The sequence below is a fragment of the Pararhodobacter sp. genome, from assembly GCF_036802785.1.
Lineage (GTDB): Bacteria > Pseudomonadota > Alphaproteobacteria > Rhodobacterales > Rhodobacteraceae > Pararhodobacter.
Genome location: NZ_DAIRVN010000027.1, coordinates 13,936 through 38,249, shown reverse-complemented (window position 1 = coordinate 38,249; position 24,314 = coordinate 13,936). Strand labels below are relative to the sequence as shown.

General features: G+C 65.9%; 24 protein-coding genes. 13 read left to right on the top strand and 11 right to left on the bottom strand.

Features of this window, described 5'->3' with window-relative positions; all coding sequences use genetic code 11:
- Positions 1 to 170: 170 nt before the first annotated feature.
- From V7Q53_RS11155 to V7Q53_RS11140, 4 genes are all read left to right on the top strand, one after another.
- Positions 171 to 1,880, top strand: coding sequence for an acyl-CoA dehydrogenase (locus V7Q53_RS11155; RefSeq protein WP_333828625.1), 1,710 nt, complete (start codon positions 171 to 173; stop codon positions 1,878 to 1,880).
- On the top strand, positions 1,877 to 2,935 hold the full coding sequence (locus tag V7Q53_RS11150) for an MBL fold metallo-hydrolase (protein ID WP_333828624.1): 1,059 nt from the start codon (positions 1,877 to 1,879) through the stop codon (positions 2,933 to 2,935). The genes V7Q53_RS11155 and V7Q53_RS11150 overlap by 4 nt, the downstream gene beginning before the upstream one ends.
- Before the next feature lie 237 nt (positions 2,936 to 3,172).
- A complete protein-coding gene (locus V7Q53_RS11145) occupies positions 3,173 to 3,307 on the top strand; it encodes an aa3-type cytochrome c oxidase subunit IV (protein ID WP_333828623.1) in 135 nt (44 codons plus the stop codon).
- A gap of 64 nt (positions 3,308 to 3,371) precedes the next feature.
- Entirely contained in the window at positions 3,372 to 3,971 is a 600-nt protein-coding gene (locus V7Q53_RS11140; protein ID WP_333828622.1) for a hypothetical protein, read from the top strand.
- A gap of 18 nt (positions 3,972 to 3,989) precedes the next feature.
- Here the strand turns inward: V7Q53_RS11140 and V7Q53_RS11135 are convergent, their stop codons facing one another.
- From V7Q53_RS11135 to greA, 4 genes are read right to left on the bottom strand one after another with little or no spacing between them, the layout of a single operon-like run.
- Positions 3,990 to 4,322, bottom strand: a complete 333-nt coding sequence (locus V7Q53_RS11135) for an AzlD domain-containing protein (RefSeq protein ID WP_333828621.1) — start codon at positions 4,320 to 4,322, stop codon at positions 3,990 to 3,992.
- Complete coding sequence (locus V7Q53_RS11130) at positions 4,322 to 5,053, bottom strand: AzlC family ABC transporter permease (RefSeq protein WP_333828620.1); 732 nt, start codon at positions 5,051 to 5,053, stop codon at positions 4,322 to 4,324. The genes V7Q53_RS11135 and V7Q53_RS11130 overlap by 1 nt, the downstream gene beginning before the upstream one ends.
- A 7-nt stretch (positions 5,054 to 5,060) precedes the next feature.
- Positions 5,061 to 6,071, bottom strand: coding sequence for a hypothetical protein (locus V7Q53_RS11125; protein WP_333828619.1), 1,011 nt, complete (start codon positions 6,069 to 6,071; stop codon positions 5,061 to 5,063).
- Between the two features lie 18 nt (positions 6,072 to 6,089).
- Positions 6,090 to 6,560, bottom strand: a complete 471-nt coding sequence (gene greA / locus V7Q53_RS11120; RefSeq protein ID WP_333828618.1) for a transcription elongation factor GreA — start codon at positions 6,558 to 6,560, stop codon at positions 6,090 to 6,092.
- Between the two features lie 229 nt (positions 6,561 to 6,789).
- Between greA and V7Q53_RS11115 the strand changes: the two genes are divergently transcribed.
- The 3 genes from V7Q53_RS11115 to V7Q53_RS11105 all read left to right on the top strand — a co-directional run bounded on the left by V7Q53_RS11115 (position 6,790) and on the right by V7Q53_RS11105 (position 11,181).
- Complete coding sequence (locus V7Q53_RS11115; protein WP_333828617.1) at positions 6,790 to 8,436, top strand: electron transfer flavoprotein-ubiquinone oxidoreductase; 1,647 nt, start codon at positions 6,790 to 6,792, stop codon at positions 8,434 to 8,436.
- A gap of 148 nt (positions 8,437 to 8,584) precedes the next feature.
- Complete coding sequence (locus V7Q53_RS11110; RefSeq protein ID WP_333828616.1) at positions 8,585 to 10,324, top strand: tetratricopeptide repeat protein; 1,740 nt, start codon at positions 8,585 to 8,587, stop codon at positions 10,322 to 10,324.
- Between the two features lie 26 nt (positions 10,325 to 10,350).
- Positions 10,351 to 11,181 carry a 4-(cytidine 5'-diphospho)-2-C-methyl-D-erythritol kinase gene (locus tag V7Q53_RS11105; protein WP_333828615.1) on the top strand — a complete coding sequence of 277 codons (831 nt, stop codon included), beginning with the start codon at positions 10,351 to 10,353 and terminating at the stop codon, positions 11,179 to 11,181.
- 49 nt (positions 11,182 to 11,230) lie between these two features.
- Here V7Q53_RS11105 and V7Q53_RS11100 read toward each other — a convergent pair whose 3' ends face one another.
- Positions 11,231 to 12,223 (bottom strand): polyprenyl synthetase family protein, encoded by a 993-nt coding sequence (locus V7Q53_RS11100; protein ID WP_333828614.1) that lies wholly within the window; start codon positions 12,221 to 12,223, stop codon positions 11,231 to 11,233.
- Between the two features lie 59 nt (positions 12,224 to 12,282).
- Between V7Q53_RS11100 and V7Q53_RS11095 the strand changes: the two genes are divergently transcribed.
- On the top strand, positions 12,283 to 12,486 hold the full coding sequence (locus V7Q53_RS11095) for a putative signal transducing protein (RefSeq protein WP_333828613.1): 204 nt from the start codon (positions 12,283 to 12,285) through the stop codon (positions 12,484 to 12,486).
- Positions 12,487 to 12,505: 19 nt separating this feature from the next.
- Positions 12,506 to 13,264 carry a tRNA1(Val) (adenine(37)-N6)-methyltransferase gene (locus tag V7Q53_RS11090; protein WP_333828612.1) on the top strand — a complete coding sequence of 253 codons (759 nt, stop codon included), beginning with the start codon at positions 12,506 to 12,508 and terminating at the stop codon, positions 13,262 to 13,264.
- Between the two features lie 196 nt (positions 13,265 to 13,460).
- On the opposite strand, the gene V7Q53_RS11085 is transcribed toward V7Q53_RS11090, so the two are convergent.
- The 4 genes from V7Q53_RS11085 to argH form a co-directional block, all read right to left on the bottom strand.
- The gene (locus V7Q53_RS11085; RefSeq protein ID WP_333828611.1) at positions 13,461 to 15,959 is read right to left on the bottom strand and encodes a DUF4175 domain-containing protein; all 2,499 of its coding nucleotides are present in this window, start codon (positions 15,957 to 15,959) and stop codon (positions 13,461 to 13,463) included.
- 11 nt (positions 15,960 to 15,970) lie between these two features.
- A complete protein-coding gene (gene lysA / locus V7Q53_RS11080) occupies positions 15,971 to 17,236 on the bottom strand; it encodes a diaminopimelate decarboxylase (RefSeq protein WP_333828610.1) in 1,266 nt (421 codons plus the stop codon).
- Between the two features lie 53 nt (positions 17,237 to 17,289).
- Positions 17,290 to 17,604 (bottom strand): DUF2834 domain-containing protein, encoded by a 315-nt coding sequence (locus V7Q53_RS11075; protein ID WP_333828609.1) that lies wholly within the window; start codon positions 17,602 to 17,604, stop codon positions 17,290 to 17,292.
- A 110-nt stretch (positions 17,605 to 17,714) separates the two neighbouring features.
- Complete coding sequence (argH, locus tag V7Q53_RS11070; protein WP_333828608.1) at positions 17,715 to 19,106, bottom strand: argininosuccinate lyase; 1,392 nt, start codon at positions 19,104 to 19,106, stop codon at positions 17,715 to 17,717.
- 149 nt (positions 19,107 to 19,255) lie between these two features.
- On the opposite strand from argH, the gene V7Q53_RS11065 reads away from it, so the two are divergent.
- From V7Q53_RS11065 to yddG, 4 genes are all read left to right on the top strand, one after another.
- Positions 19,256 to 20,092, top strand: coding sequence for an EAL domain-containing protein (locus tag V7Q53_RS11065; RefSeq protein WP_333828607.1), 837 nt, complete (start codon positions 19,256 to 19,258; stop codon positions 20,090 to 20,092).
- A 126-nt stretch (positions 20,093 to 20,218) separates the two neighbouring features.
- On the top strand, positions 20,219 to 21,391 hold the full coding sequence (locus tag V7Q53_RS11060) for an acetyl-CoA C-acetyltransferase (RefSeq protein WP_333828606.1): 1,173 nt from the start codon (positions 20,219 to 20,221) through the stop codon (positions 21,389 to 21,391).
- 106 nt (positions 21,392 to 21,497) lie between these two features.
- Positions 21,498 to 22,220 carry a beta-ketoacyl-ACP reductase gene (locus V7Q53_RS11055; RefSeq protein ID WP_333828605.1) on the top strand — a complete coding sequence of 241 codons (723 nt, stop codon included), beginning with the start codon at positions 21,498 to 21,500 and terminating at the stop codon, positions 22,218 to 22,220.
- A 100-nt stretch (positions 22,221 to 22,320) separates the two neighbouring features.
- Positions 22,321 to 23,202, top strand: a complete 882-nt coding sequence (gene yddG, locus V7Q53_RS11050) for an aromatic amino acid exporter YddG (RefSeq protein WP_333828604.1) — start codon at positions 22,321 to 22,323, stop codon at positions 23,200 to 23,202.
- Here the strand turns inward: yddG and V7Q53_RS11045 are convergent.
- Positions 23,180 to 23,347, bottom strand: a complete 168-nt coding sequence (locus V7Q53_RS11045; protein ID WP_333828603.1) for a YdcH family protein — start codon at positions 23,345 to 23,347, stop codon at positions 23,180 to 23,182. The genes yddG and V7Q53_RS11045 overlap by 23 nt on opposite strands.
- 111 nt (positions 23,348 to 23,458) lie before the next feature.
- The gene (locus V7Q53_RS11040; protein WP_333828602.1) at positions 23,459 to 24,181 is read right to left on the bottom strand and encodes a zinc-ribbon domain-containing protein; all 723 of its coding nucleotides are present in this window, start codon (positions 24,179 to 24,181) and stop codon (positions 23,459 to 23,461) included.
- Positions 24,182 to 24,314: the final 133 nt, after the last annotated feature.

Here is a 24,314-nt window from a genome sequence, read left to right as displayed (position 1 = left end):
GCCATCATGGTTCCGGGGGTCAGAAAGCGGGCCAAGCCGTGACGTGGCGTTTCCGTTTGTTGTGGGGCGCTGCGGCGCTATCTTTGGCCAATACCGCCCCCGGCCGGGCTTGCCAAGCGCCGTCCATTCGTTGCACTCAGGGGCGGAATTGCCAGATCGGAGAACCAGCGATGTCTTTCAAGGCCCCTGTCAGCGACTTTCGCTTTCTGTTCGATCATATCGTCGATTATGGCCAACTCGCCCGGACCGACCTTTTCGCCGAGGCCGGTGGCGATGTCACCGAGCAGATCCTGACCGAGGCCGCGCGCCTTGCGGGCGGGGTTCTGGCCCCGCTGAACCGGGCGGGCGACCTGACGCCGGCAAAGCTGGAAAACGGCGTGGTCCGCACCTCCCCCGGCTTTGCCGATGGTTACCGCGCGATTGCCGAGGGCGGCTGGATCGGGCTTTCCGCCGCGCCCGAGCATGGCGGCATGGGCCTGCCGCTGGCCCTGAACACGGCGGTGAACGACATGTTCAGCGGTGCCTGTCTGGCCCTGCAACTCTGCCCGCTGCTGACGCAGGGCCAGATCGAGGCGCTGGAACATCACGCCGATGAAACCCTCAAGGCGCTCTATCTGCCCAAACTGATCTCGGGCGAATGGACCGGCACCATGAACCTGACAGAGCCGCAGGCCGGCTCCGATGTCGGCGCGCTGCGCAGCAAGGCCGAATCCAATGGCGACGGCACCTATGCGATCAGCGGTCAGAAGATCTTCATCACCTGGGGCGATCATGACGTGGCGGAGAATGTCTGCCATCTGGTGCTCGCGCGGCTGCCGGACGGCGCGCCGGGTACGCGGGGCATCAGCCTGTTCATGGTGCCCAAGCTGATCCCCGATGATCAGGGCAACCCGGGCGTACGCAACAGCCTGCGCGTGGTCTCGCTGGAGCACAAGCTGGGCATCCATGGCTCCCCCACGGCGGTGATGGAATATGACGGTGCCAAGGGCTGGATGGTCGGCAAGCCGCATGGTGGGATGGCGGCGATGTTCACCATGATGAACAACGCCCGCCTTGGTGTCGGCGCGCAGGGCATCGGCGTGGCCGAGGCGGCGTATCAGCACGCGCTGGCCTATGCGGTTGAGCGCAAGCAGGGCCGCACACCGCTGGGCGATGGCGCGATCATTGACCATGCCGATGTGCGCCGGATGCTGGCCATGATGCGCGCCGAGGTCTTTGCCGCGCGCGCCATCGCGCTGGCCTGTGGCGTGGCGCTGGACATGGGCCGCGCCACCGGCAATGGCGCATGGAAGGCGCGCGCCGCGCTGCTGACCCCGATCGCCAAGGCGCATGGCACCGATATCGGCTGCGAAGTGGCCAGCATGGGGGTGCAGGTCTATGGCGGCATGGGCTTTATCGAGGAAACCGGCGCGGCGCAGTTTCTGCGCGATGCCCGCATCACCCCGATCTATGAGGGCACCAACGGCATTCAGGCGATGGACCTTGTGGGCCGCAAGATGATGGACGGTGGCGAAGAGGCGTTTCGCCTGTTGCAGGAAATCGAGGATGCGGCCGAGACCGCCCGCGCCAGCCAGCCGGATTTGGCCGAGGCGGTCTGGTCGGCCGCCGAGTCGCTGCGCGAGGCCACCGAATGGCTGCTGGCGCAGGAGATGAACGAGCGTTTCGCGGGCGCGGTGCCCTATCTGCGCGCTTTCGCCCGCGTGCTGGGCGCGCATTACCATCTGCGCGCTGCTATCGCGGCGCCTGGAACGGCGCGCGAAAAGCTGGCGCGAGTGTTTGTTACGCGCATCCTGCCGGAGCATGAGGGGCTTCTGGCGCAGGTCCGGGCGGGGGCGGCTGCGCTTTATGACCTCTCGGTCGAAGAGTTGGAAACGGCGTGAGCAATCCCGAACCGCGCGCCCCGGCCTCGGGCCAGATCCGCTTCCCGTTCGAGGCGCCGCCCGCGCCGGGCACCGCGACCGAAGTTGCACCCGGCGTCTTGTGGATGCGCCTGCCGCTGCCGATGGCGCTGGATCATGTCAATGTCTATGCCCTTGATGACGGGGCTGGCTGGACCGTGGTGGACACGGGCTTTGACACAGGCAAGACGCGCGAACTGTGGCAGGCCCTGCTGAAAGGGCCGCTGGCCGGGCGCCCGGTGACGCGGGTTCTGGCCACCCATCACCACCCTGACCATATCGGCCTTGCGGGCTGGTTCCAGTCCGAGCATGGCGCTGAGCTATGGACTTCGCGCACCGCATGGCTTTTCGCCCGCATGCTGGCGCTGGATGTCCAGGAGCGCGCCACCCCCGAATCGCTCGCCTTCTGGCGCGACGCCGGGATGGATGCGGCGCTGCTGGAAGAGCGCGCTGCTGAACGGCCCTTCAATTTCGCCGATGTCGTGGCTCCGATGCCGCTGGGCTTTCACCGTCTGCGCGAGGGCGGGCATGTCCGCATCGGGGGGCGGCAATGGGTGGTGCGCACCGGGAATGGCCATGCGCCCGAGCATCTGACACTCTGGAGCCTTGACGACAATCTGGTGATCGGCGGCGACCAGCTTCTGCCCGGCATTTCGGCCAATCTGGGCGTCTATGCCACCGAACCTCAGGCCGATCCGGTCGGCGAGTGGCTGGAAAGCTGCGCGGCGCTGGGGGCGTTTGCGCGCGATGACCATCTGGTCCTGCCGGGCCACAAGCTGCCGTTCACCGGTCTGCCGGTCCGGCTGCGCCAGATGACCGAGAACCATCAGGGCGCGCTTGCCCGGCTGGAGGCGCATCTGTCCGAGCCCCGGCGCGCGACCGAGTGTTTCCCTCCGCTTTTCAAGCGCGAAATCGGGCCGGATGTCTATGGTCTGGCGCTGGTTGAAACGGTCGGCCACCTCAACCATTTGCTTGCGAGCGAACGGGTCAGCCGCTGGCGCGGGGCGGATGGTGCCTGGCTCTGGCAGCGGCGCTGACGCACGGGCGGGGGCGGGGAAGTCCGTGTAAAGGTGCGCCGCCAGTGGCGTAGCGTGCTTGCCGGGCTTTGCCGAGATCTGTCCCGCCTGTGTGCCCACCCCATCGGCCCGGCGCGTGCAGGCGCGCAACGATCTGACCCATTCCACCCGCAAACTCGGCCCCGCGCCGCAAGAGGCGTGACAGGGCCGCGGGCATCTTGTATGCACGCCGGTGCAAAGCTTTTAACGGAGGCAGATATGGCCAAGCATGAACATGGTTCGATGGATACCACGACGCAGGAAAAGACCTTTGTGGGCTTTCTGCGTGTTGCGGCCTGGGTTGCCGGAATCTCCATCGGTATTCTGATCTTCATGGCGCTGGTCAATTCCTGACAGCGCTTTCGCCGCGCGGCCCTCTGACCGGGCAACGCGGCATTTTTCTGTCCGGAGGGTCCTCATGCCGTCTTTCCTGTCGCGTGTTCTGGTGCTTCTGGCCCTTGCCCTGCTGGCGGCCTGCACCAAGCCCGTCGTCTATGCCCCTGACGATGCGGTCTTTGCCGCGCGCTATGCCCATGACGGCCCCGCCGAGATCCGGCTGTTCAACGTGATCAGCAATGAAAGCGGGCGCGGTGAGCATGCGGCGCTTCTGATCAACGGCAGCGAGCGCGCGTTGTTCGATCCGGCAGGAAGCTGGCAGCACCCCGAAGCGCCCGAGCGTCATGACCTTCATTTCGGCATGACCGACCGGCTGGTGTATATCTACACCTATTACCATGCCCGGCGGACCCACCATGTCCGCATCCAAACCCTTCAGCTTCCGCCCGAGGTGGCAGAGCGTATTCTGCGGCTTGCCCGGGAGGCGGGGCCGGTGCCGGACGGGCAGTGCGCGCGCTCCATCGCCGCCATCCTGCGCGAAATCCCGGGGTTCGAGGGGCTCCCGATGAGCTATTACCCCAACCGCCTGTCAGATGCCTTTGCCGAGGTGCCGGGCGTGAGCGAAGAACGCATCTACAGCGACCGGGAGCCTACCGAGCGCCAGCAATATACGGGCCTCTGAAGACGGCCTCTCAGCCGCTCAGCCGACCGGCAGGGCCATCAGCGCCATCAGGGTGGCGAAGCCCGTGAGAATCGCCCAGAGCACGCTTTTAGTGTAATAGCCCACCGCCAGCGTGACCGCTGCCGCGATCAGGCGCAGCGGGTCGGTCACACCATCGTTCGCCGGCGGAAAGAACACCTGCGGGGCGACAAGCCCCGGCAGCACCGCCACGGGCGTGTAGCGCAGGTGGCGCAGCACCCACTCCGGTAGTTGCCGCCGCCCGATCAGCCCCAGAAACGAGAAGCGCAGCAGCAAGGTGCCCGCGCCAAGCCCCAGAATGATCGTCCAGATCTGTGTCTGCGTGTAATCCATCACCGGCCCTCCCTGCGGCGGGCAGCGAGGCGCTCAAGCTGAGCGCCGGTCATCATCGCCAGCACAGCCGCAACCAGCAGCCCCAGATTGAACGGCAGGAAAGCCAGCGCAAGCGTGGCCACCACCGACACCAGCGCTGCGCTGACATGCGCCAGTGTGCGCAGCATCGGCGCGATGAGCGCGATGAAGGTTGCCGGCACCGCGAATTCGATGGGCAGGCCCGCCGGAATCTGGTTGCCGACCAGCGCCCCGATAAGCGTGGCCAGATACCACATCGGGCAGACCAGCGTGACGGCGCCGAAATAGAAGGCCGCCTTGGCGGCGCGCGGCATTTCGGGTGCCTGCTCATAGCGGGCATGGGCGATGGCATAGGCCTGATCGACCATCAGATAGGCGATCAGCGCGCGTTGCCAGACCGGGGCGGTGCCCAGATGCGGCGCCAGGGAGGCCGAATACATCGCCATGCGCAGGTTGACCGCAACGCCGGTTGCCAGAATCACCAGCACCGGCGCGTTTTCGGTCATCAGTTGGATGGCTGCCAGTTGTGCCGCCCCGGCGATGACCAGCACCGAGAATGACAATGTCTCCAGCACGTTCAGCCCGGCCTCGGTGGCGACCACGCCAAAGACGATGCCGAAGGGCATGACCACCAGCACAAAGGGTGTGCCCGCGCGCAGGCCCTGAAGCCAGGCCTGACGCGGTGTGAGGTGAGCGGCGGGTGTGGGGGTCATGGGAGGGTCATCCGAATACGCCGGTCACCCGGCCAAGAAGCATGAAGGCCCGCGCGCTGCGGGTTTCGGCGAAACGCGCGATTTCACCATCCGAGGCCTGGGCCTCGAACGCGGCGAAGCGGCGGTCAAAGGCGCGCAGGAAGCGGTGGGCGGCATCGCGGAAGGCCGGGTCGGCGCGCATCCGTCCGATGGTCAGCGCAAGGCATGAGCGGTCGCGCACCCCACCAAGTGCCGCGACGGGCGCGCCGCGCGCGCCCTGCGCGAAGGCACGCCAGACATCGGGGCGGGCGCGGTCCGGGCGCAGGTCGTCCATATAGATGCCCTCTTGCGACAGGGCAGTCAGCACGCTTTGCGCCGCGCGCACCAGCTCGGCCGTGCCATGGTCGCGCAGGACGCGGCGCAGGGCTGCGAAACAGGCCTCATCCTGCGCGTTGTCGGGGAAATTGAGCGCGCGGATGAAATCATCGGCCTCGATCGGTTCGGTGGCGGGCAGCGGGTTCTCAAGCGCCAGAACCGGCTGGGACTCGCCGCTGCCGTCCGGCCGCGCCCCGGCCTGCGGCTTGAGCGCGCGCACCACAAGTGGCCCGGCGCGGCGGGTGGTGAACATGGTCAGCGTGGTTTCCGTCTTGCGCTGCGCCTCGGCGATGGCGTCAAGTTTGGCCTCGACCGTGGGTTTCAGCGCCAGCCCCGCCGCCTGCTGCTCGCGCAGCCAGCCGCGCTGCATGGCTGCCACGGTCTGTTCCAGCCGGGCCGATTCGTCGCGCATCTGGCGCGCGGCGCGCAGCACCAGCACGGCCAGCCAGATCAGCGCAACCGGCAGGAACACCGCCAGCGAGACGACAACCAGCCCCAGCGTATCGGTCAGGGGCATCTCGCGCCCGCCAAGCGCTGCGAAAGCCGCCACCAGAAGGCCAAACCACGCCAGCGACAGGATGAAGGCCAGAACCTCAGCCGAAACGCGCGCCCTGCGTACAGGGCGACGGGCCGTCACGTCGCTGTCGGTTTCAGTTCCGGCCATGGCGCCGGCCTCCGGCTGTCAGCGGTAATCGACACTCACAACTTCATAACTGCGCTCGCCGCCCGGTGTGCGGACCTCGACGGAATCGCCGGGCTCCTTGCCGATCAGCGCGCGCGCGAGGGGCGAACGGATGTTGAGCATCCCGTTCTCGATATCGGCCTCGGGCTCACCGACAATCTGATAGATGCGCTCTTCCTCGGTGTCCTCGTCGATCAGCTTGACGGTCGCGCCAAACTTGATCGGGCCGGACAGGCGCGAGGGGTCGATCACCTCGGCACGGCCCATCAGTCCCTCGATCTCCTTGATTCGGCCCTCGATGAAGCTCTGTTTTTCGCGCGCGGCGTGGTATTCCGCATTTTCCGACAGATCGCCATGCTCACGCGCCTCGGCGATGGCACGGATCACCGCAGGGCGCTCGGTGGATTTGAGCTGTTTCAGCTCCTGATCCAGAGCATCGAAACCGCGGCGGGTCATGGGGATTTTTTCCATCTGCCTTTGCCTTCACCATCAATAAAAACGCCCACGGCCAAGGCCGGGGCAACGCTTCCTTCAACCCCTACCTGATACCAGCGCTGCGGCAAATGCAAGCCCCGCGCGACACACCCCGCCAGCGCCTTTTCGCTGCGTAGCGATTGACCCTGCCGCCCTGCCTGCGCTATCGCTTGCGCGCAACAAAATTGCCCCTACGGCCGGGACCCACGCCAGATAAGGAACAGCCATGTCCGGTATTGAACGCGAATCCATGGAATATGACGTCGTTATCGTCGGTGCGGGCCCTGCCGGCCTGGCAGCGGCGATCCGCCTGAAGCAGCTTGATGCTGACATGAGCGTGGTCGTGCTTGAGAAGGGCTCGGAAGTGGGCGCGCATATCCTGTCGGGCGCGGTCCTGGACCCGAGCGGGCTGGACCGGCTGATGCCGGACTGGGCAGAAAAGGGCGCGCCGGTCACGGTGCCGGTGAAGCATGACAATTTCTACATGCTGGGCGCGGCAGGCAAAATCCGGGTGCCGAACTGGCCGATGCCGCCGCTGATGAACAACCATGGCTGCTATATCGTCTCGATGGCCAATGTCTGCCGCTGGATGGCCGAACAGGCCGAGGCGCTGGGGGTTGAGATTTTCCCGGGCATGTCCGCCTCCGAGCTGGTGTTTGACGGCGACCGCGTGAAGGGCGTTGTAGCGGGCGAGTTCGGCAAGAACCCCGACGGCACCATCGGCGACGCCTATGAGCCGGGAATGGAGCTGCACGGCAAATATGTCTTCCTGTCCGAGGGGGTGCGCGGCTCGCTGTCGAAGCACGTCATGGAGAAATACAACCTGTCGTCAGGCAAGGAGCCGCAGAAATTCGGCCTTGGCATGAAAGAGATCTGGGAGGTTGACCCTGATAAGCACCGCCAGGGCACGGTCACCCATACGATGGGCTGGCCGCTGGGCTCCAACGCCGGGGGCGGCTCGTTCATCTATCATATGGACAACAATCAGGTGCTGGTCGGCTTCGTGGTCCATCTGAACTATGAGAACCCCTATCTGTACCCCTATATGGAATTCCAGCGCTTCAAGCATCATCCGGTGGTTGCTGAGCTGCTGAAGGGCGGCAAGCGCGTGGCTTACGGCGCGCGGGCGATCAGCGAGGGTGGTCTGCAGTCGATCCCGAAGGTAGTTTTCCCCGGCGGGGCGATGCTGGGCTGTTCGGCGGGGCTGGTGAACGTGCCGCGCATCAAGGGCAACCACAATGCCATGCATTCCGGCATCGAGGCGGCCGAGGCGGCCTTTGCCGCGCTTCAGGCCGGGCGCGAAGGCGACGAGCTGACCGCTTACGAGACCGCACTGCGCGAAGGCGTGGTCGGCAAGGACCTGAAGAAGGTGCGCAACGTCAAGCCGATGTGGTCAAAATGGGGCCTGCTGGCGGGCCTTGGCCTTGGCGGGCTGGACATGTGGACCAACACGCTGGGCTTCTCGCTCTTCGGCACGCAGAAACACGGCAAGACCGACGCCGCCGCCACCGGCGAGGCGGCAAAGTTCAAGCCGATAGACTACCCGCGCCCCGATGGCGTGCTGTCCTTCGACCGGCTGACGAATGTCGCGTTTTCCTTCACCAACCATGAGGAAAGCCAGCCCTGCCATCTGCAATTGAAAGACCCCTCGATCCCGATTGCGGTGAACCTGCCCAAATATGCCGAACCCGCGCAACGCTATTGCCCGGCCGGGGTTTATGAAGTGGTCGAGGAGGCGGGCAAGGATCCGCGCTTCGTGATCAACTTCCAGAATTGCGTGCATTGCAAGACCTGCGACATCAAGGACCCCAGCCAGAACATCCACTGGACGACCCCGCAGGGGGGCGACGGCCCGAACTACCCGAATATGTGAGCGATCACGCGGTGATGATCTGCCGTGGGGTGGGGGCAGGGCCGAGTCCGGATTGCCCTTGCCGCCCCGGACGGCTACATCTGGGGGTAAGCCTTGGCTGTGCGCCCTCAGGCGGCGCGGCCCCCTCACACAGCCCCGGGAGCAGACATTGCCCGCATCCTTCACGTCTCACGTAAACGGGCTTCGCGCCGTGGCCTTCGCCGGGGCGCTTGCGGCGCTGTCTCTGCCCGCCGTCGCGCAGGTCCCGGATATTCCTGGCGCAGGCTATGCCGGGGCCTTTCTGGCCGCGCGCGAAGCCGGCGCGCGCAACGATTTTGCCGGTGCGCTGCCGTATCTAGAGCGCATACGCGCAAGCCAGCCCGAGGATGCGCGCATTCTTGAAAGCCTGACGGTGTCTTACATCGTGCTGGCTGATCATGAGCGCGCCACAGAGAGCGCGCGCGCGCTGATCGCACAGATGCCGGAAAACCATGCCGCCGCGCTGGCGCTGCTGGCCGATGCCTTTTCCCGGCGCGATTATGAAGCGGCGCTGGAGCTGCTGGATTCGGGCGCGCGCACCCTGCCGCTGATCGATGGTCTGGGGCTGGCCTGGGCGCATCTGGGGCAGGGCCGGATGACCGAGGCGCTGGCCGCGCTGGATGAGGTGAGCGGGCAGGACGGGATGCTGGCTTTTGCCCAGTATTGTCGCGCGCTGGCGCTGGCGCTGGTCGGCGATGTCGAAAGCGCCGCCGCCATCATGGAGGATGAGCGCTACAATGTGCTGGGCGCGCTCAGCCGGCGCGGGATGATCGCCTATGCACAGGTGCTGGGCCAGCTTGAGCGTTTTGACGAGGCGCTGGCGCTGATCGACGATGTGTTCAGCGGGGTCAACGATCCGGTGATCGTGGCGATGCGGACAGCCTATGCCGAAGAACGCGCGCTGCCCTTTAGCCTGATCGCCGATCCCGCCGAAGGCATGGCCGAGGTATATGCGGTCATGGCTGCGGCCATGCGCACCGGGCAGAACCTGCATGACACGCTGCTTTATGCGCGCGGTGCAGAGTGGATCAACCCGGATCTGACCGATGCGTTGCTGTTGACCGGGCAGGTGTTCGAGGAGATGGGCCAGCCCGAACTCGCCGCCGAGGCCTATGGCCGCATTGCCGAAGAGGACGTCTTTGGCATGGCGGCGGGCATGGGGCAGGCGCAGGTTCTTGAAACGCTGGGTGAGGTCGACCAGGCGATCAGCGTGCTTGAAGGGCTGGTGGCGCAGAACCCGGACTCGGTGGCCGCCGGGCAGGTGCTGGGCGATTTCCTGCGCCGCGCCAACCGGCATGAGGAGGCGGTTGCAGCCTATGACCGCTCGATGGCGATGATGGAGGAGCGGGGCATGGAGGCCGACTGGCGCGCCCATTTCTCGCGCGCCGTCTCGCATGAGCGTCTGGGCCAGTGGCCGCAGGCCGAGGCCGATTTCCGGGCCGCGCTTGCCATCGAGCCTGATCAGCCGACCGTGCTGAACTATCTGGGCTATTCGCTGGTTGAACGGCAGGAGAATCTGGATGAGGCGCTGGAGATGATCGAGCGCGCTGTCGCGGGTGAGCCGGACAGCGGCTATATCGTCGACAGCCTTGCATGGGCGCTCTACCGGATGGGCCGCTATGACGATGCCGTGCCGCATATGGAGCGCGCGGTGGAGCTGTTGCCGACCGATCCTGTCCTCAATGACCATCTGGGCGATGTGTACTGGGCCGTGGGCCGCGAACGCGAGGCGCGGTTTCAGTGGCGCCGCGCGCTGTCTTACGGGCCGAATGACGATATGGACATGGACCGGGTCCGGCGCAAGCTGGAGGTCGGTCTGGATCAGGTGCGCGCCGAGGAAGGCCTGGCACCGCTGCATCTGCCAGAGTGATGGCGGCCCCTGTTCCGGAAGGGGATATGCTGGCGCCCGCCAAGCTGAACCTGACGCTGCATGTTACCGGGCAGCGCGCTGACGGCTATCATCTGCTTGATTCACTGGTTGTCTTTGCCGATATCGGGGACCGGCTGTCGCTGGTGCCCGCGCCCGGGCTGTCGCTGCATGCCTGCGGGCCGCATGGGGCCGATGTGCCGCCAGGTGAGGACAATCTGGTGCTGCGGGCGGCGCGGCTGATCGGGGCGCGCGATCTGGCCATCACGCTCGACAAGCGGCTGCCGGTGGCCTCGGGGATGGGGGGCGGCAGCACGGATGCGGCAACCACGCTGCGGATGCTGGCACAGGGGCAGGGCCTTGCGCTGCCCGACACGGGCGCGCTCATGCAACTGGGGGCCGATCTGCCGGTCTGCATGGCCGCCCCGCAGCCCTGCCGGATGCGCGGTTTGGGTGAGCAGGTGACAGTGCTGCAGGGTGTGCCGGGGCTTGCACTGGTGATCGTCAATCCCGGCGTGCCGCTGTCCACGCCGGCCGTGTTCCGGTCGCTGCGTCAGCGCGACAACCCGGGCATGCCGGAAGAATTGCCGGGCTGGCCGGATGCCGCGCGTTTCTGTGACTGGCTGGCAGGGATGCGCAATGATCTGGAAGCCCCGGCCTGCGCCCTGCTGCCGGAAATCCGGGGGGTGATCGGCGCGATCGCCCGCCAGCCCGGTTGCATGCTGGCGCGGATGACCGGGTCAGGGGCCACCTGCTTCGGTATTTTCTCGACCATGACGCAGGCCGAAGCGGCGCGCAGCGCGCTCGCCCGGCCCGGCTGGTTCACCGCAGCCGCCCGCAGCAGCCATCGCGCGCCCTGAAGGGCAGCGTCGGGCCGGTGGAGGCGGTGAAAGCGCCTTTGAGGGCGCTTCAGTTGACGCGCGCCACCACGTAATCGGCCAGATCGGCCAGCATTGCCCGCAACGGGTGGTCGGGCAGGGTTTCAAGCGCCGTCCGCGCGGTCTGGGCCCAGTCGCGCGCCGTGGCGCGGGTGCTCTCCAATGTGCCGTGCCGCTTCAGGATGTCGATGGCCTGTTCCAGATCGCCCGCTTCCTGCTGGCCGCGTGCAATCACCCGTTCCCAGAAAGCCCGCTCTGCCGCATCGGCCTGCGCCACGGCGCGGATCACCGGCAGGGTAAGCTTGCGCTCGCGGAAATCGTCGCCAAGGTTCTTGCCGATCGAATCGCCTGCGCCACCGTAATCGAGATAGTCATCGACGATCTGGAAGCAGATGCCCAACGCCTCGCCATAGGCAAAAAGCGCCGCGACCGAGGCCTCGGATGCCCCGGCGATCACGGCGCCGGACTCGGTCGCCGCCGAAAACAGGGCCGCGGTCTTGCCGCGGATCACCTGCATATAGACGCTCTCGTCGGTTGCCAGATTCTGCGCCGCTGTCAGTTGCAGCACCTCCCCTTCGGCAATCACCGCCGAGGCGTTGGAGAGGATATCGAGCACGCGCATGTTTTCGGTGGCGACCATCAGCTGGAACGCACGGGCAAAGAGGTAGTCGCCCACCAGAACGCTGGATTTATTGTCCCACAGCAGGTTCGCCGTGGGCCGCCCGCGCCGCTGCGCGCTTTCGTCCACCACGTCGTCATGCAGCAGGGTGGCGGTGTGAATGAACTCCACTGTGGCGGCCAGCCGGATGTGATGCTCGCCCTCATACCCGCAGAGGCGGGCGGCGGCGAGGGTCAGCATGGGCCGGATACGCTTGCCCCCGGCCTCCACCAGATGCGCCGTCACCTCAGGAATGCGGGGCGCGTGCCGGGACGCCATGCGCTCGCGGATCAGGGTGCTGACACGCGCCATATCCTCCGACAGCCAGTCGGCGAGGCGTTCATGAGGGTGAATGGTGGATTGCATCGGTGACGGGGACCCTGGACAGGCTCGACAAGCCGGCGGGCTTGCCGTTTAGTGAGGCTATGAAAGAACTTCTGCGAACATCTGACCCGACGATCATCCCCTTCGCAACAGCCCTTCTTGAGGGCGAGGGTATAGAGGTGTTTGCGCTGGACGTCCATATGAGCGGGCTGGGTATCGTGCCGCAGCGGCTGATGGTCCGGCGCGAGGACCACTTCGTCGCCAGCGCGGTGATGCGCGCGCATGGTCTGCCGGTCGTTGACTGATTCCGGGGCTGGGGCAGAAATGGGTTTTTCCGACACGGAACTGAGCCGCGATGTGTTTCTGGGCGGTCGGCTGGCGATCTGGCAGCCTCTGCGCGGCTATCGGGCGGCAACCGACCCGGTTTTGCTGGCCGCCGCCGTCGCCGCGCGGCCGGGGCAGGCGGTGCTGGAGCTGGGCTGCGGGGCGGGGGTGGCACTGCTGGCGCTGGGGGTGAGGGTGCCGGGGCTGCGCCTGAGCGGGCTGGAACGGCAGGCGGATTATGCGGCGCTCGCGCGACGCAATGCCGCAGCAAACGGGCTGGAGGCCGATATCCTGACCGGCGATCTGGCGGAGATGCCGCAGGCGCTGCGGGGTCAAAGCTTTGATCAGGTTCTCGCCAATCCGCCCTATTACCCGCCAGGTGCCCCCGCTGCGCAGGATGCAGGCCGCGCCGCTGCGCTACGCGAGGAGACGCCGCTGGGCGACTGGATCGATGCCGGGCTGAAGCGGCTGAAAAGCGGCGGTTGGCTGAGTGTGATCCATCTGGCCGAGCGGCTTCCGGCGATTCTGGCGGCGCTGGAAGGGCGCGCAGGCGCGGTGGCGGTGCGGCCCCTGTGTGCGCGCGAGGGGCGGGCGGCGGGGCGGGTGCTGGTGCAGGCCAGAAAGGGCGCGCGCGCGCCCTTCCGCCTGTTGCCACCGCTGGTCCTGCATGAAGGTGCGGCGCATCTTGGGGATGGGGATGATTTTACGCGCGCGGCACAGGCGATCCTGCGCGAGGGGCAGGCGCTGGATTGGGCATGAGCTCAGCCTGCGCGAGGCGTTCAGGCCTGAGTGATGCGGCGTTTTCCGGGCTTTGGGCGCTGGCTCAAGGGGGGTGAGCACGATTCAGCGCGATTCGCCTTGGGCAGGGAGGGGGGCTGCCGCCCCCTCTTCGGCTGCGCCGAATTCACCCCCGCGCGTATTTCCGGCAAGATTAAGCAGGGGCGGCGCGGGGCGTTCAGAATCGCTCGATCAGCCGGTTCAGATAGTCGCGTTCGGTTTCGGGGCGCTCGCGTTCGGCCGAGCGGCGGCGGATTTCGTCCATCAGGTCGCGGGCGCGGGCGCGCGGATCTTCGCCCGGCACGACCGAGCCCTGCTCCTCGCCTCGGGCACTATCGCCCCCGCGCTGGCGGCCCAGCGGGTCGCGGCCCTGGCCCCCGGCCTGCCCCTCCTGTTGCCCGTCTTCGCCGCCTGCACGCTCGGAGCGGTCCTGGCGCATCGCGTCGTTGAACTGGCGCATCCCTTCGCGCAGGGAGTCCATCGCTTCGGCCTGACGCTCAAGGGCGCGGCGCGCATCGCCGCCGCGCAGGGCCTCGGCGGCCTCGTCCATGGCGCGCTGTGCCTCCTCGATGGCATCGAGCGCGGCGTCACCCTCGGGTGTGCCTTCGCCGGGCAGGGTCTGCAACTGCTGTTCGCGAAGCCGCTCGCGCAGGGCCTGCTGGCGTTCGGCCAGATCGTCGGTGCGGTCATCGGTCTGGTTGCCGGTCTGGTCATCGGCGCCGTCGCGTTCACCGTCGCCCCGGCCTTCCTGCTGGTTCCGGAAGTCACGGTTGAACTGTTCCTGTAGCTCGCGGAACGTGTCATCGGCCAGTGACTGCTGATCGCCAAGGGTGTCGCCCAGCCCCTCCATCGCCTCGGAGCCGGGCATCTGCTCGCCGCCCTCGCCCTGCGTGATCTGGAGGTTTTCCAGCAGTTCATTGAGGCGCGCCATCAGCTCGGCGGCCTCGTCCATGCGGCCCTCTTCCATCAGTTCCTGAATGCGCTCCATCAGTTCCTGGATCTGGCTGCCGGTGATTTCCATCTGCTCGCCCGCCTGCTGCTCGCCGCGTTCGCGGGGCTGTTCGGCAAGCATGCGCATGTAATCGCGCATGGCTTCGCGCAGCTCGTCCATCAGCTCTTCGATCTCTTCGGGCGTGGCGCCGTTGCGCATCGCCTCATCGAGCTGGTCCTGAATGCGGCGCAGCCGCTCGCGGGCATTGGCCAGTTCGCCCTCTTCGATCAGAAGCGCCAGATCCCAGAGCTTGGCCGCAACCTCATCGCGCGCCGCCGGAGACCAGTCGCCGGTGTCCAGCCGCACCTCGATGGCGCGGATCGCTTCATTCAGGATGCCCGGCGCGGCCTCAGCGCGGAAGGTGCCTTCCGAGCGGTGCAGCATTGCCCGCATCAACTGGGCCGAACGCTGCGCATTGTCAGCGTTCCACAACAGATCGCGCCGGATTTCCGCCACGGCCAGCGCGGCGGGCTCAAAGAAGCGGCGGCCGGGCAGGGTGGCGGCCAGTTGCCCGCTTTCGCCGCTCTGACCGGCGGCATCGGTGGCGCGCAGCACCACCTGCACCGGCAGATGGGCCCAGGGGTGCTGCGAGAGGTCTTCGCGCAGCAGTTCGTCAAATTCGGCGCGGTTCCCGGCAACGGGCAGCGGCAGATCAAGGCGCAGAACCTCGCGCGGCTCTGGCGGCAGGGACAGGCCGTGGCGGCGCTCGACCGCGCTCAGATCAAGCGTGATCTCGGCCTCACCGGCGGTGATGCCGTGGTCATCGGTGGCGCGGAAGGGTTGTTCCATCACGCCGCCGCGCGCGCGGCGCATCGGGCCGGTGGTGGCGATCTGCGGCGCGCCGTCGGGCAGCACCGCTACATCCCAGCTGCGCCCGCCCGGCCCGGTGATGCGCAGCGGCCCCGATTGCAGCGCCGCGAACTGCACCGACTGGCCGGTTTCATCGGTCTGCGGCGCGCCGTCCAGCCCCTGTGTCACCTCATGCGTCTCAGCCGGGCCGTAGAAGCGTATGATCACGCGGGAGCCCTGAGGCACCTCAAAACTTTCGCGGGTGATTTCATTGAGATAGAGGCCCGGGCGACCCGTATAGGCGGGCGGCGTGATCCAGCCTTCCCAGCTGGGGCCGATGGCGGCGCCCGCCGGGCTGGAAAGGCCCGCAAGTTCGCCCATACGCTGCGGTGCGCCGAAAAGAAGCGCCACCATCGCCGCCGTCAGCGCGATCAGGCGCAGGGCGTAGGGGTCTTGCGGGGCGAGCCGCAGGTCAGGGGCAACGGGCCGGGCGCGGGCGGCGGCGGCCTGCATCCGGCTGCGATGCGCCGCCCAGAGCGCGACAGAGGCCCGATCAGCGGCGCCGATGGCCTGCGCATCGGCCAGTGCTGCCAGCGGGCGGCCGGGCAGCGTGCGGTCCAGCCTTTGCGCGGCTTCGGCGCGCGAGGGCAGGCGGAAGCGGCGCAGACCCATGACGACGGTGATCAGGATGACAAGCGCCACGCCCGCTGCCACCCATGGCCACGCGCCGGGGGGCAATTGGGCGGGCAGGCCAAAGGCCGCCGCGGTGCCCGCCAGCAGGGCCAGCGAAAACGGCAGCCAGAAGGCACGCGCCGCGCGTTCCGCCACCATACCTGCCCGGGTCAGGGCAAGCGCCCGGCGAAGCGGCGCAGGCGGGATGTCGGCGGGGCGGGGCATCGGCCCTCCTGTCAGGTCCAGTCCGGCAGCTTATCGCGGGCGATAAGCTCGTCATAGCTTGGCCGGGCCCGGATAACCGCGAATTGATCGCCGTTGACCAGAACTTCGGGGATCAGCGGGCGCGAATTGTATTCCGAGGCCATGACCGCCCCGTAAGCCCCCGCCGAGCGGAAGGCGACCAGATCGCCTGCCATTAGCAGCGGCATGTTGCGCTGGCGGGCGAAGGTGTCGCCCGATTCGCAGACCGGGCCGACGATATCGACCGGGGCGACGGCCTCACCGGGGGCGGGTTCCATGACCGGGACAATGTCATGGTGGGCGGCATACATCGCCGGGCGAACCAGATCGTTCATCGCGGCGTCAATGATCAGAAACTCCCGCTCTTCCCCGGCCTTGCGATAGATCACCTGCGAGACCATCACCCCCGCGTTGCCGGCGATCAGCCGCCCCGGCTCTATCTCGATCTCGCAGCCCAGATCGCCCAGAACACGGTGTACCATCGCGCCATAATCGGCGGGCAGGGGCGGGGCCTCGTTCGAGCGGGTATAGGGGATGCCCAGCCCGCCCCCCAAATCCAGTCGCTCGATGAAATGCCCCTCGGCGCGCAACTGACGCGTCAGCGCGGCCATCTTGGTATAGGCGGCCTCGAAGGGGGCCAGATCGGTGAGCTGGCTGCCGATATGCATGTCGATCCCCACCACGCGGATACCCGGAAGCTGGGCCGCACGGGCATAGATTTCGCTGGCGCGCGAAATCGGGATGCCGAACTTGTCTTCCTTGCGCCCGGTGGCGATTTTCTCATGGGTCTTTGCATCGACATCGGGGTTGAGGCGCAGCGCGATCGGCGCTTCAATTCCCATCATCGTGGCAACTTCGGAAAGCGCCTCCAGCTCAGGTTCCGATTCCACATTGAACTGCCGGATGCCGCCGCCAAGCGCCAGCCGCATCTCTTCGCGGGTTTTGCCGATGCCAGAAAAGACAATCCGCTCCCCCGGGACACCGGCGGCCTTGGCGCGCAGATATTCCCCGCCCGAAACCACATCCATCCCTGCGCCCAGATCGCCCAGCAACTTCAGGACCGCGACATTGGAATTGGCCTTGACCGCGAAACAGACCAGATGCGGCAGCGGTGACAAAGCCTGGGTGAAGAGGTCGAAATGACGTTTCAGGGTCGCTGAGGAATAGCAATAAAACGGCGTTCCCACAGAGGCGGCGATGTCACGCAGGGCGACATCTTCGGCATGCAGATGCCCGTTTTTGTAGAAGAAGTGGTCCAACCTGTCCCCCGGTGCGCCAGATGCGCTGTCAGAAATTCAACCTGCGGCCCGGATCAGCCCGCCGGGCGGCGCAGGAAAAGATAGAGCGGCAGGCCACAGCTGACGCCGATGCAGAAGGTCGCCGGAATGGCCCAGAGCCCGCGCCAGTTTCCGCTGCGGATGCTTTCGGCCACCACCCAGATGCTCAGCGCCACGGCCGCGATCGTCAGATCCCAGACCAGCCCTGAGGTGGCGGCATTCGCATGCCAGGCATCGACCATCGCCATCAGCGACCAGCCGTTTTCCATGAACCAGCTGACGAACCAGTACATCGGATGCACGGTGCCCCAGAGGGCGAGCACCAGAAAAACCGGGCGCAGGGGTGTCATCGCTCAGCCCCGCCAGAAGGTGCCCATATAGACGCCACCTTCGACCGAGGGTGCGCTGGCCGTGCCGCAGGCGGCAAGCGTTACCAGAAGCAAAAGCGCGAGGAACGGTTTCAATGCAAGACCTCCTGCCAGCGGGCGACCTGGGCGCGCACCTGATCCGGCGCCGTCCCCCCGTATGAAATGCGCGAGCGCACCGAATTGTCCACCCCGAGCACCTCGAAAACCGCCCGTGTGATGCCAGGGTGGACCGATTGCATCTGTTCCAGCGTCAGGTCGGGCAGGTCGATGCCCGTATCTTCGGCCATTTTTACCAGCGAGCCGGTGATATGATGGGCATCGCGGAACGGCAGGCCAAGCGCGCGCACCAGCCAGTCGGCCAGATCGGTGGCGGTGGAAAAGCCCGAGGCCGCAGCAGCCGCCAGCACCGCCCGGTTGGCGGTCATGTCGCGGACCATGCCCTCCATCGCCGCAAGGCCCAGCATCAGGCTGTCGGCGGCGTCAAAGGTCTGTTCCTTGTCTTCCTGCATGTCCTTGGAATAGGTCAGCGCCAGCCCCTTCATGACGGTAAACAGCGCCACATTCGCCCCCAGAATGCGCCCCAGCTTGGCGCGCAGCAGTTCAGCCGCGTCAGGGTTTTTCTTTTGCGGCATGATGCTGGAGCCGGTGGTGAAGGCATCCGACAGCCGCACGAAGCGGAACTGCGCTGAGGACCAGATCACCAGCTCTTCGGCGAAGCGCGACAGATGCATCGCGCAGATCGAGGCCGCGCCCAGAAATTCCAGCGCGAAATCGCGGTCTGATACGCTGTCGAGGCTGTTGGCGGTAGGCCGGTCAAACCCCAGCGCGGCGGCCGTTTGATGGCGGTCAATGGGAAAGGACGTGCCCGCCAACGCCGCCGCCCCCAAGGGGCATTCGTTCATCCGGGCGCGTGCATCAACAAAGCGGCCCCGGTCGCGCGCCAGCATCTCCACATAGGCCAGCATATGGTGGCCCCAGGTGACGGGCTGGGCGGTCTGCAGATGGGTGAAACCGGGCATGACCCAGTCTGCCCCGGCCTCTGCCTGCCCCAGAAAGGCGCGCATCAGGGCCTCGATGCCGGTGATGGCAGCGTCGCATTGCTCACGCACCCAGAGGCGGAAATCGACCGCCACCTGATCATTGCGCGAACGCGCGGTATGCAGCCGCCCCGCAGGCTCGCCGATGATCTCTTTCAGGCGGGCCTCGATGTTCATATGGATGTCTTCAAGGGCGGTGCGGAACGGGAAATCACCCGCCTCGATCTCTTCCCTGACCTGCATCAAGCCGGCGTCGATGGCCTGCGCATCGGCCTCGGTGATGATGCCCGCCGTGGCCAGCATGGCGGCATGCGCGCGCGATCCCGCGATGTCTTGCGCATAGAGGCGGCGGTCAAACCCGATCGAGGCATTGATCGCCTCCATGATCGCATCCACCCCACCCGCGAAGCGCCCGCCCCACATGCTGTTCGCGCTGCTATCCGTCATTGCCTGCCCCTCGGTTTGGCCGTTCGCGACCGTATACGCGCTTGCTGTGAGCCGTGCAATTGGCGCGGGGCGGCGGAAAATCCGGCGCGGCTTCACCCGGCGTTAACCTCTGTCGGTGCAGTCTGGTTGAAACCGAGCGGAGAAGGCCGATGAGCGCCCACAACCCAGCAGAGTATCCCTATGCCGAAGGGCTGGAGAGCCCGCTTTCCGTTGCCAATGACCTGCGCACCCGTGAAACCCTTGCGATGGTGCGCAAGGCGCTGGATGAGCGGCGCGCGATGCTTGCCTTCCAGCCGGTGGTTCAGGCACGGATGAGCAATCGCACCGCATTTTATGAAGGGTTCATCCGTATTCTGGATGAGCAGGGGCGGGTGCTGCCTGCGCGCGATTTCATGCATGCCGTGGAAACCAACGAGACCGGGCGCAAGATTGACTGCCTCTCGCTGGAACTGGGCCTTGCTGCCCTCACCGAAGAGCCGGGGTTGCGGCTTTCGGTGAACATGTCGGCGCGCTCCATCGGCTATCCGGCGTGGCTGGCGACGCTGGAGCGCGGATTGCGCGCTGATTCCACCATTGCCGAGCGTCTGATTCTGGAGATTACCGAATCTTCGGCCATGCTCATGCCTGATCTGGTGACGGTCTTCATGGCCGAGATGCAGGGGCGGGGTATCTGTTTTGCCCTCGATGATTTCGGCTCAGGCTATACGGCGTTCCGGTATCTGAAGGATTTCTACTTCGATATCATCAAGATTGACGGCACCTTCATCCGGGGTATCAGCACCAACCCGGACAATCAGGTGCTGGCGCAGGCGCTGATTTCCATCGCGCGCCATTTCGACATGTTCACCGTGGCCGAATCGGTCGAAACCGCTGAAGACGCGCGCTATCTCGTGGATATCGGCATGGATTGTCTGCAGGGTTACTACTTCGGTGTGCCCTCTACTGATGCACCCTGGAAAACATCCAGATTGGCGAAACGGGCGTGAACGCGGCGCGTTGCCGCGTGGGCCACAGTTCCGCGTCGCAGCATTGCCTTGCCGCGCCATCAGGCGTAGAAAATGGCGGGAGCGCGACCGATCCTGTCGGCGCACCGTCATGTGAGAGGAGCCACTATGACCAATGTCGTGATCGTATCCGCCGCACGCACCGCCGTGGGGTCGTTCAACGGTGCCTTCGCCAACACCCCCGCGCACGAACTGGGTGCCGCCGTGATCGAGGCTGTGGTGGCCCGCGCAGGCGTTGACAAGGCTGAGGTGTCGGAAACCATTCTGGGGCAGGTTCTGTCTGCCGGCCAGGGCCAGAACCCTGCGCGTCAGGCGCATATTCTGGCAGGTTTGCCGCAGGAAAGCTCGGCCTGGGGTATTAACCAGGTCTGTGGCTCCGGCCTGCGGGCTGTGGCCTTGGGCGCGCAGCATATCCAGCTGGGCGATGCGGAGATCATCATCGCCGGCGGGCAGGAAAACATGTCGCTGAGCCCGCATGTCGCGCATCTGCGCGCGGGCACCAAGATGGGCGATACAAAGTTCATCGATTCGATGATCAAGGACGGGTTGTGGGACGCTTTCAACGGCTATCACATGGGGCAGACCGCCGAGAATGTCGCCGAGCAGTGGCAGATCAGCCGCGAAATGCAGGACCAGTTTGCGCTCGCCAGCCAGAACAAGGCGGAAGCCGCGCAGAAGGCGGGCCGGTTCGCGGACGAGATTGTCGCCTTTACCATCAAGACCCGCAAAGGTGATGTGGTCGTGGATGCAGATGAATACATCCGCCACGGCGCCACGCTGGAGGCCTTGCAGAAACTGCGCCCGGCGTTCACGCGTGACGGATCGGTCACAGCGGCAAATGCCTCAGGTATCAATGACGGCGCGGCGGCGGTGATGCTGATGAGCGCGCAGGAGGCCGAGAAGCGCGGTCTGACGCCGCTGGCCCGTATCGCAAGCTATGCCACCGCAGGGCTTGACCCGGCGATCATGGGTGTGGGGCCGATTCACGCCAGCCGCAAAGCGCTGGAAAAAGCGGGCTGGAAAGCCGAAGATCTGGACCTTGTTGAAGCGAACGAGGCTTTTGCGGCGCAGGCCTGCGCGGTCAACAAGGACATGGGCTGGAACCCCGAGGTGGTGAACGTCAACGGCGGGGCCATCGCCATCGGCCATCCGATCGGTGCTTCCGGCGCGCGCATCCTGAACACCTTGCTGTTCGAGATGAACCGCCGCGACGCGAAGAAGGGGCTGGCAACCCTGTGCATCGGCGGTGGAATGGGCGTTGCCATGTGCCTGGAGCGCTGATCCCGCCCTTTTTCCCGGTATTTCAAAAAGCGCGGACGCAATAATGTTGCGTCCGCGCTTTCCATTAGGTAACAGAATTTCAAGAAGATCAACTCAAGGAGGAATCATGGGACGGGTTGCATTGGTCACGGGCGGTTCGCGGGGGATCGGGGCGGCGATCTCGGTTGCGCTCAAGAACGCGGGTTACACCGTCGCGGCAAATTATGCCGGAAATGACGAGGCCGCGGCCAAATTCACCAAGGAAACCGGCATTCCCACCTATAAGTGGTCGGTCGCCGATTACGAGGCCTGCGCCGAGGGCGTGGCGCGGGTGGAGGCTGATCTGGGGCCGGTGGATGTGCTGATCAACAACGCAGGCATCACGCGTGACGCGCCGTTCCACAAGATGTCGCCACAACAGTGGAAAGAGGTCATCGACACCAACCTTTCCGGCGTGTTCAACATGACCCACCCTCTCTGGCCGGGAATGCGCGAGCGCAAGTTCGGGCGGGTGATCACCATCTCGTCGATCAACGGGCAGAAGGGCCAGTTCGGTCAGGCCAATTATTCCGCAGCCAAGGCAGGCGATCTGGGCTTTACAAAGGCGCTTGCGCAGGAAGGCGCGCGCGCCGGGATCACGGTAAACGCGATCTGCCCGGGATATATCGCCACCGAAATGGTGATGGCCGTGCCGGAGAAAGTGCGCGAATCGATTATCGGGCAGATCCCGGTCGGCCGTCTGGGGGAACCCGAAGAAATCGCGCGCTGCGTGGTCTTTCTGGCGTCTGACGATGCCGGGTTCATCACCGGGTCGACGATCAGTGCCAATGGCGGTCAGTTTTTCGTCTGATCCGCGCGAGGCCAGAAGAAACGCGGCCCGGGAAGCGTTCTCCCGGGCCATTTGCATTGCACCAGGCGACCGGCTGGCGCATCAGACCTGCGGAGGCTGAATGACCCGTAACACCGCCACCCTGATCGGTTTTTCCGCTGTCGCGCTCTGGTCGCTTCTGGCGCTGTTCACGGTTGCCTCGGCCCCGGTACCGCCACTGCTGCTCAATGCGTTATGTTTCGGTATCGGCGGTGGGGTCGGGTTGGTCTGGCTGTTGTGCACCGGCGGGCTGGGGCAGCTGCGCGGCGTGCCGCTATCGGTCTATGCCTTTGGCGCGGCAGGGCTTTTCGGATATCACTTCCTGTATTTCAGCGCCCTTCGGCTGGCCCCCCCGGCTGAGGCCGGGTTGATCGCCTATCTCTGGCCACTTCTGATCGTGGTGTTTTCGGGGCTCTTGCCGGGCGAGCGGTTGCGCGCGGGCCATCTGGCCGGCGCGGTGCTGGCCTTTGCGGGGGCGGCGTTGATTGTTGCGGGCGGCATCGGTGCGCTGGAAGGGGCGGGCGCGGGATATACGCTGGCCTTTCTGGCGGCCTTGACATGGGCGGGGTATTCGCTTGTTTCGCGCCGCCTTGGCCATGTGCCGACCGGGGCGGTGGCAGTCTTTTGTCTGGCTTCCTCCGTTTTGGCTGCCATTGCGCATCTTGCACTGGAAAACCCGCAATGGCCGCAGGGCATTACGGGTTGGGGTGCCATTCTGGCTTTGGGGCTGGGGCCCGTGGGGCTGGCGTTCTTTACCTGGGATATCGGCGTCAAGCGCGGGGATATCCAGCTTCTTGGCACGGCTTCATACGCGGCGCCGCTTCTGTCGACATTGGTTCTGGTCATCGCCGGGGTTGCACGGGCAACCCCGGTTCTGGCCGTTTCGGCGGCACTGATTGCTGGCGGCGCGGTTCTGGCCGCGCGCGCCGGGCGTGATAGGGTCAGGCGGTCGAAAGACGGCTGATTTCTTCTTTGAGGCGCAGTTTCTGCTTCTTCATCTCGGCAATCGACAGGTCATCGACACCGGGCGCGCGCTGCGCAGCGACGACCTTGTCAGAGAGAAGTTCGTGTTTGCGGCGCAGTTCGATAAGATGGGAAGTCAGCGACATGGATGTCCTCCTCTGAACATATTGAACAAGGGTATTGCACCACATCTTCATCCAATTGTCACATGAAACTCGCATCCGATTTTCGGCATTATGGTCGCAGCCGCTCAGCGGTCATCTGCTCAGGGCGGAAACCCGCTCGATCAACGCGCGCAGGTTTTCCGCGACCCACGCGCGCAGGCTGTCTGTCAGCGCGACATAGCCCGCCAGCGGGTCTGCCAGCGCCGGGACATGGCGCGCAATCATCGGGGCCAGTGCATAGAGGCCCACCAGCAGGATCGCCACCAGCAGCACCAGCGACAGACCCTGCCGGAAACCCGCGCGTTCGTCCTGCTCGGTTGGGGGCAGGGCGGTTTCGGTGCTGCCCATGCGGCGCGGTGCGCTGCCGGGTTGCAGGGTTGAGCTGAGCTCTTCGATATCGGGCAGCAGGTTGCGGCGGCTGGGGGCGGGTGCCTCGTCATCACCCGCGGCGGGCGTGCTGCGCTCAGGTTCAGGGGGGCGTTCGCCCCTTGCGGAGCGCGGGCGCGCCATCAGCCCCAGATCGCCCTGGGTTTCCAGCCCGCCTGCATTGCTGCGGCGGCGCTCGCTCAGTTCGCGGTCGGCCTCTTCGCGCAGCACATCCAGCACCGACTGGTCGATGCGCGGCGTGGCAGCGGGTGTCGCGCTGGCGCTGCCCTCCTGCGGATCATCGTCACCCGAGGGCGCCAGAGCCATGCTTTCAGGGTGCTGATACCAGGTGGTGCCGCAGGCAGAGCATTGAACATCGCGGCCCGTCTCCGGGATGGCGGTGCCGTCGATTTCGTACTGCGCCTTGCAGTTCGGACAGGTCAGTCGCATCCTACCCCCAAATCACGCCGGTTTTTTCCCGGCCGCCCGCCTCGGCCATTGGCTCTGCTGCCGGGCTGTTGTAGCAAGCACTCAGTCAAGTTCCAAGACCGGAGCCGCGCTGCTTGGCCCGGTTTGCGACAGG

What these genes read in the sequence shown, in the direction of transcription:
- V7Q53_RS11060 (WP_333828606.1), top strand. Translation starts at nt 20,219, where the DNA reads ATGACCAATGTCGTGATCGTATCCGCCGCACGCACCGCCGTGGGGTCG.
- argH (WP_333828608.1), bottom strand. Translation starts at nt 19,106, where the DNA reads ATGACGGATAGCAGCGCGAACAGCATGTGGGGCGGGCGCTTCGCGGGT.
- V7Q53_RS11065 (WP_333828607.1), top strand. Translation starts at nt 19,256, where the DNA reads ATGAGCGCCCACAACCCAGCAGAGTATCCCTATGCCGAAGGGCTGGAG.
- V7Q53_RS11125 (WP_333828619.1), bottom strand. Translation starts at nt 6,071, where the DNA reads ATGGCCGGAACTGAAACCGACAGCGACGTGACGGCCCGTCGCCCTGTA.
- V7Q53_RS11085 (WP_333828611.1), bottom strand. Translation starts at nt 15,959, where the DNA reads ATGCCCCGCCCCGCCGACATCCCGCCTGCGCCGCTTCGCCGGGCGCTT.
- greA (WP_333828618.1), bottom strand. Translation starts at nt 6,560, where the DNA reads ATGGAAAAAATCCCCATGACCCGCCGCGGTTTCGATGCTCTGGATCAG.
- V7Q53_RS11075 (WP_333828609.1), bottom strand. Translation starts at nt 17,604, where the DNA reads ATGACACCCCTGCGCCCGGTTTTTCTGGTGCTCGCCCTCTGGGGCACC.
- V7Q53_RS11090 (WP_333828612.1), top strand. Translation starts at nt 12,506, where the DNA reads ATGGGTTTTTCCGACACGGAACTGAGCCGCGATGTGTTTCTGGGCGGT.
- V7Q53_RS11140 (WP_333828622.1), top strand. Translation starts at nt 3,372, where the DNA reads ATGCCGTCTTTCCTGTCGCGTGTTCTGGTGCTTCTGGCCCTTGCCCTG.
- V7Q53_RS11040 (WP_333828602.1), bottom strand. Translation starts at nt 24,181, where the DNA reads ATGCGACTGACCTGTCCGAACTGCAAGGCGCAGTACGAAATCGACGGC.
- V7Q53_RS11130 (WP_333828620.1), bottom strand. Translation starts at nt 5,053, where the DNA reads ATGACCCCCACACCCGCCGCTCACCTCACACCGCGTCAGGCCTGGCTT.
- V7Q53_RS11135 (WP_333828621.1), bottom strand. Translation starts at nt 4,322, where the DNA reads ATGGATTACACGCAGACACAGATCTGGACGATCATTCTGGGGCTTGGC.
- yddG (WP_333828604.1), top strand. Translation starts at nt 22,321, where the DNA reads ATGACCCGTAACACCGCCACCCTGATCGGTTTTTCCGCTGTCGCGCTC.
- V7Q53_RS11105 (WP_333828615.1), top strand. Translation starts at nt 10,351, where the DNA reads ATGCTGGCGCCCGCCAAGCTGAACCTGACGCTGCATGTTACCGGGCAG.
- V7Q53_RS11115 (WP_333828617.1), top strand. Translation starts at nt 6,790, where the DNA reads ATGTCCGGTATTGAACGCGAATCCATGGAATATGACGTCGTTATCGTC.
- V7Q53_RS11045 (WP_333828603.1), bottom strand. Translation starts at nt 23,347, where the DNA reads ATGTCGCTGACTTCCCATCTTATCGAACTGCGCCGCAAACACGAACTT.
- V7Q53_RS11145 (WP_333828623.1), top strand. Translation starts at nt 3,173, where the DNA reads ATGGCCAAGCATGAACATGGTTCGATGGATACCACGACGCAGGAAAAG.
- V7Q53_RS11155 (WP_333828625.1), top strand. Translation starts at nt 171, where the DNA reads ATGTCTTTCAAGGCCCCTGTCAGCGACTTTCGCTTTCTGTTCGATCAT.
- V7Q53_RS11100 (WP_333828614.1), bottom strand. Translation starts at nt 12,223, where the DNA reads ATGCAATCCACCATTCACCCTCATGAACGCCTCGCCGACTGGCTGTCG.
- V7Q53_RS11095 (WP_333828613.1), top strand. Translation starts at nt 12,283, where the DNA reads ATGAAAGAACTTCTGCGAACATCTGACCCGACGATCATCCCCTTCGCA.
- V7Q53_RS11055 (WP_333828605.1), top strand. Translation starts at nt 21,498, where the DNA reads ATGGGACGGGTTGCATTGGTCACGGGCGGTTCGCGGGGGATCGGGGCG.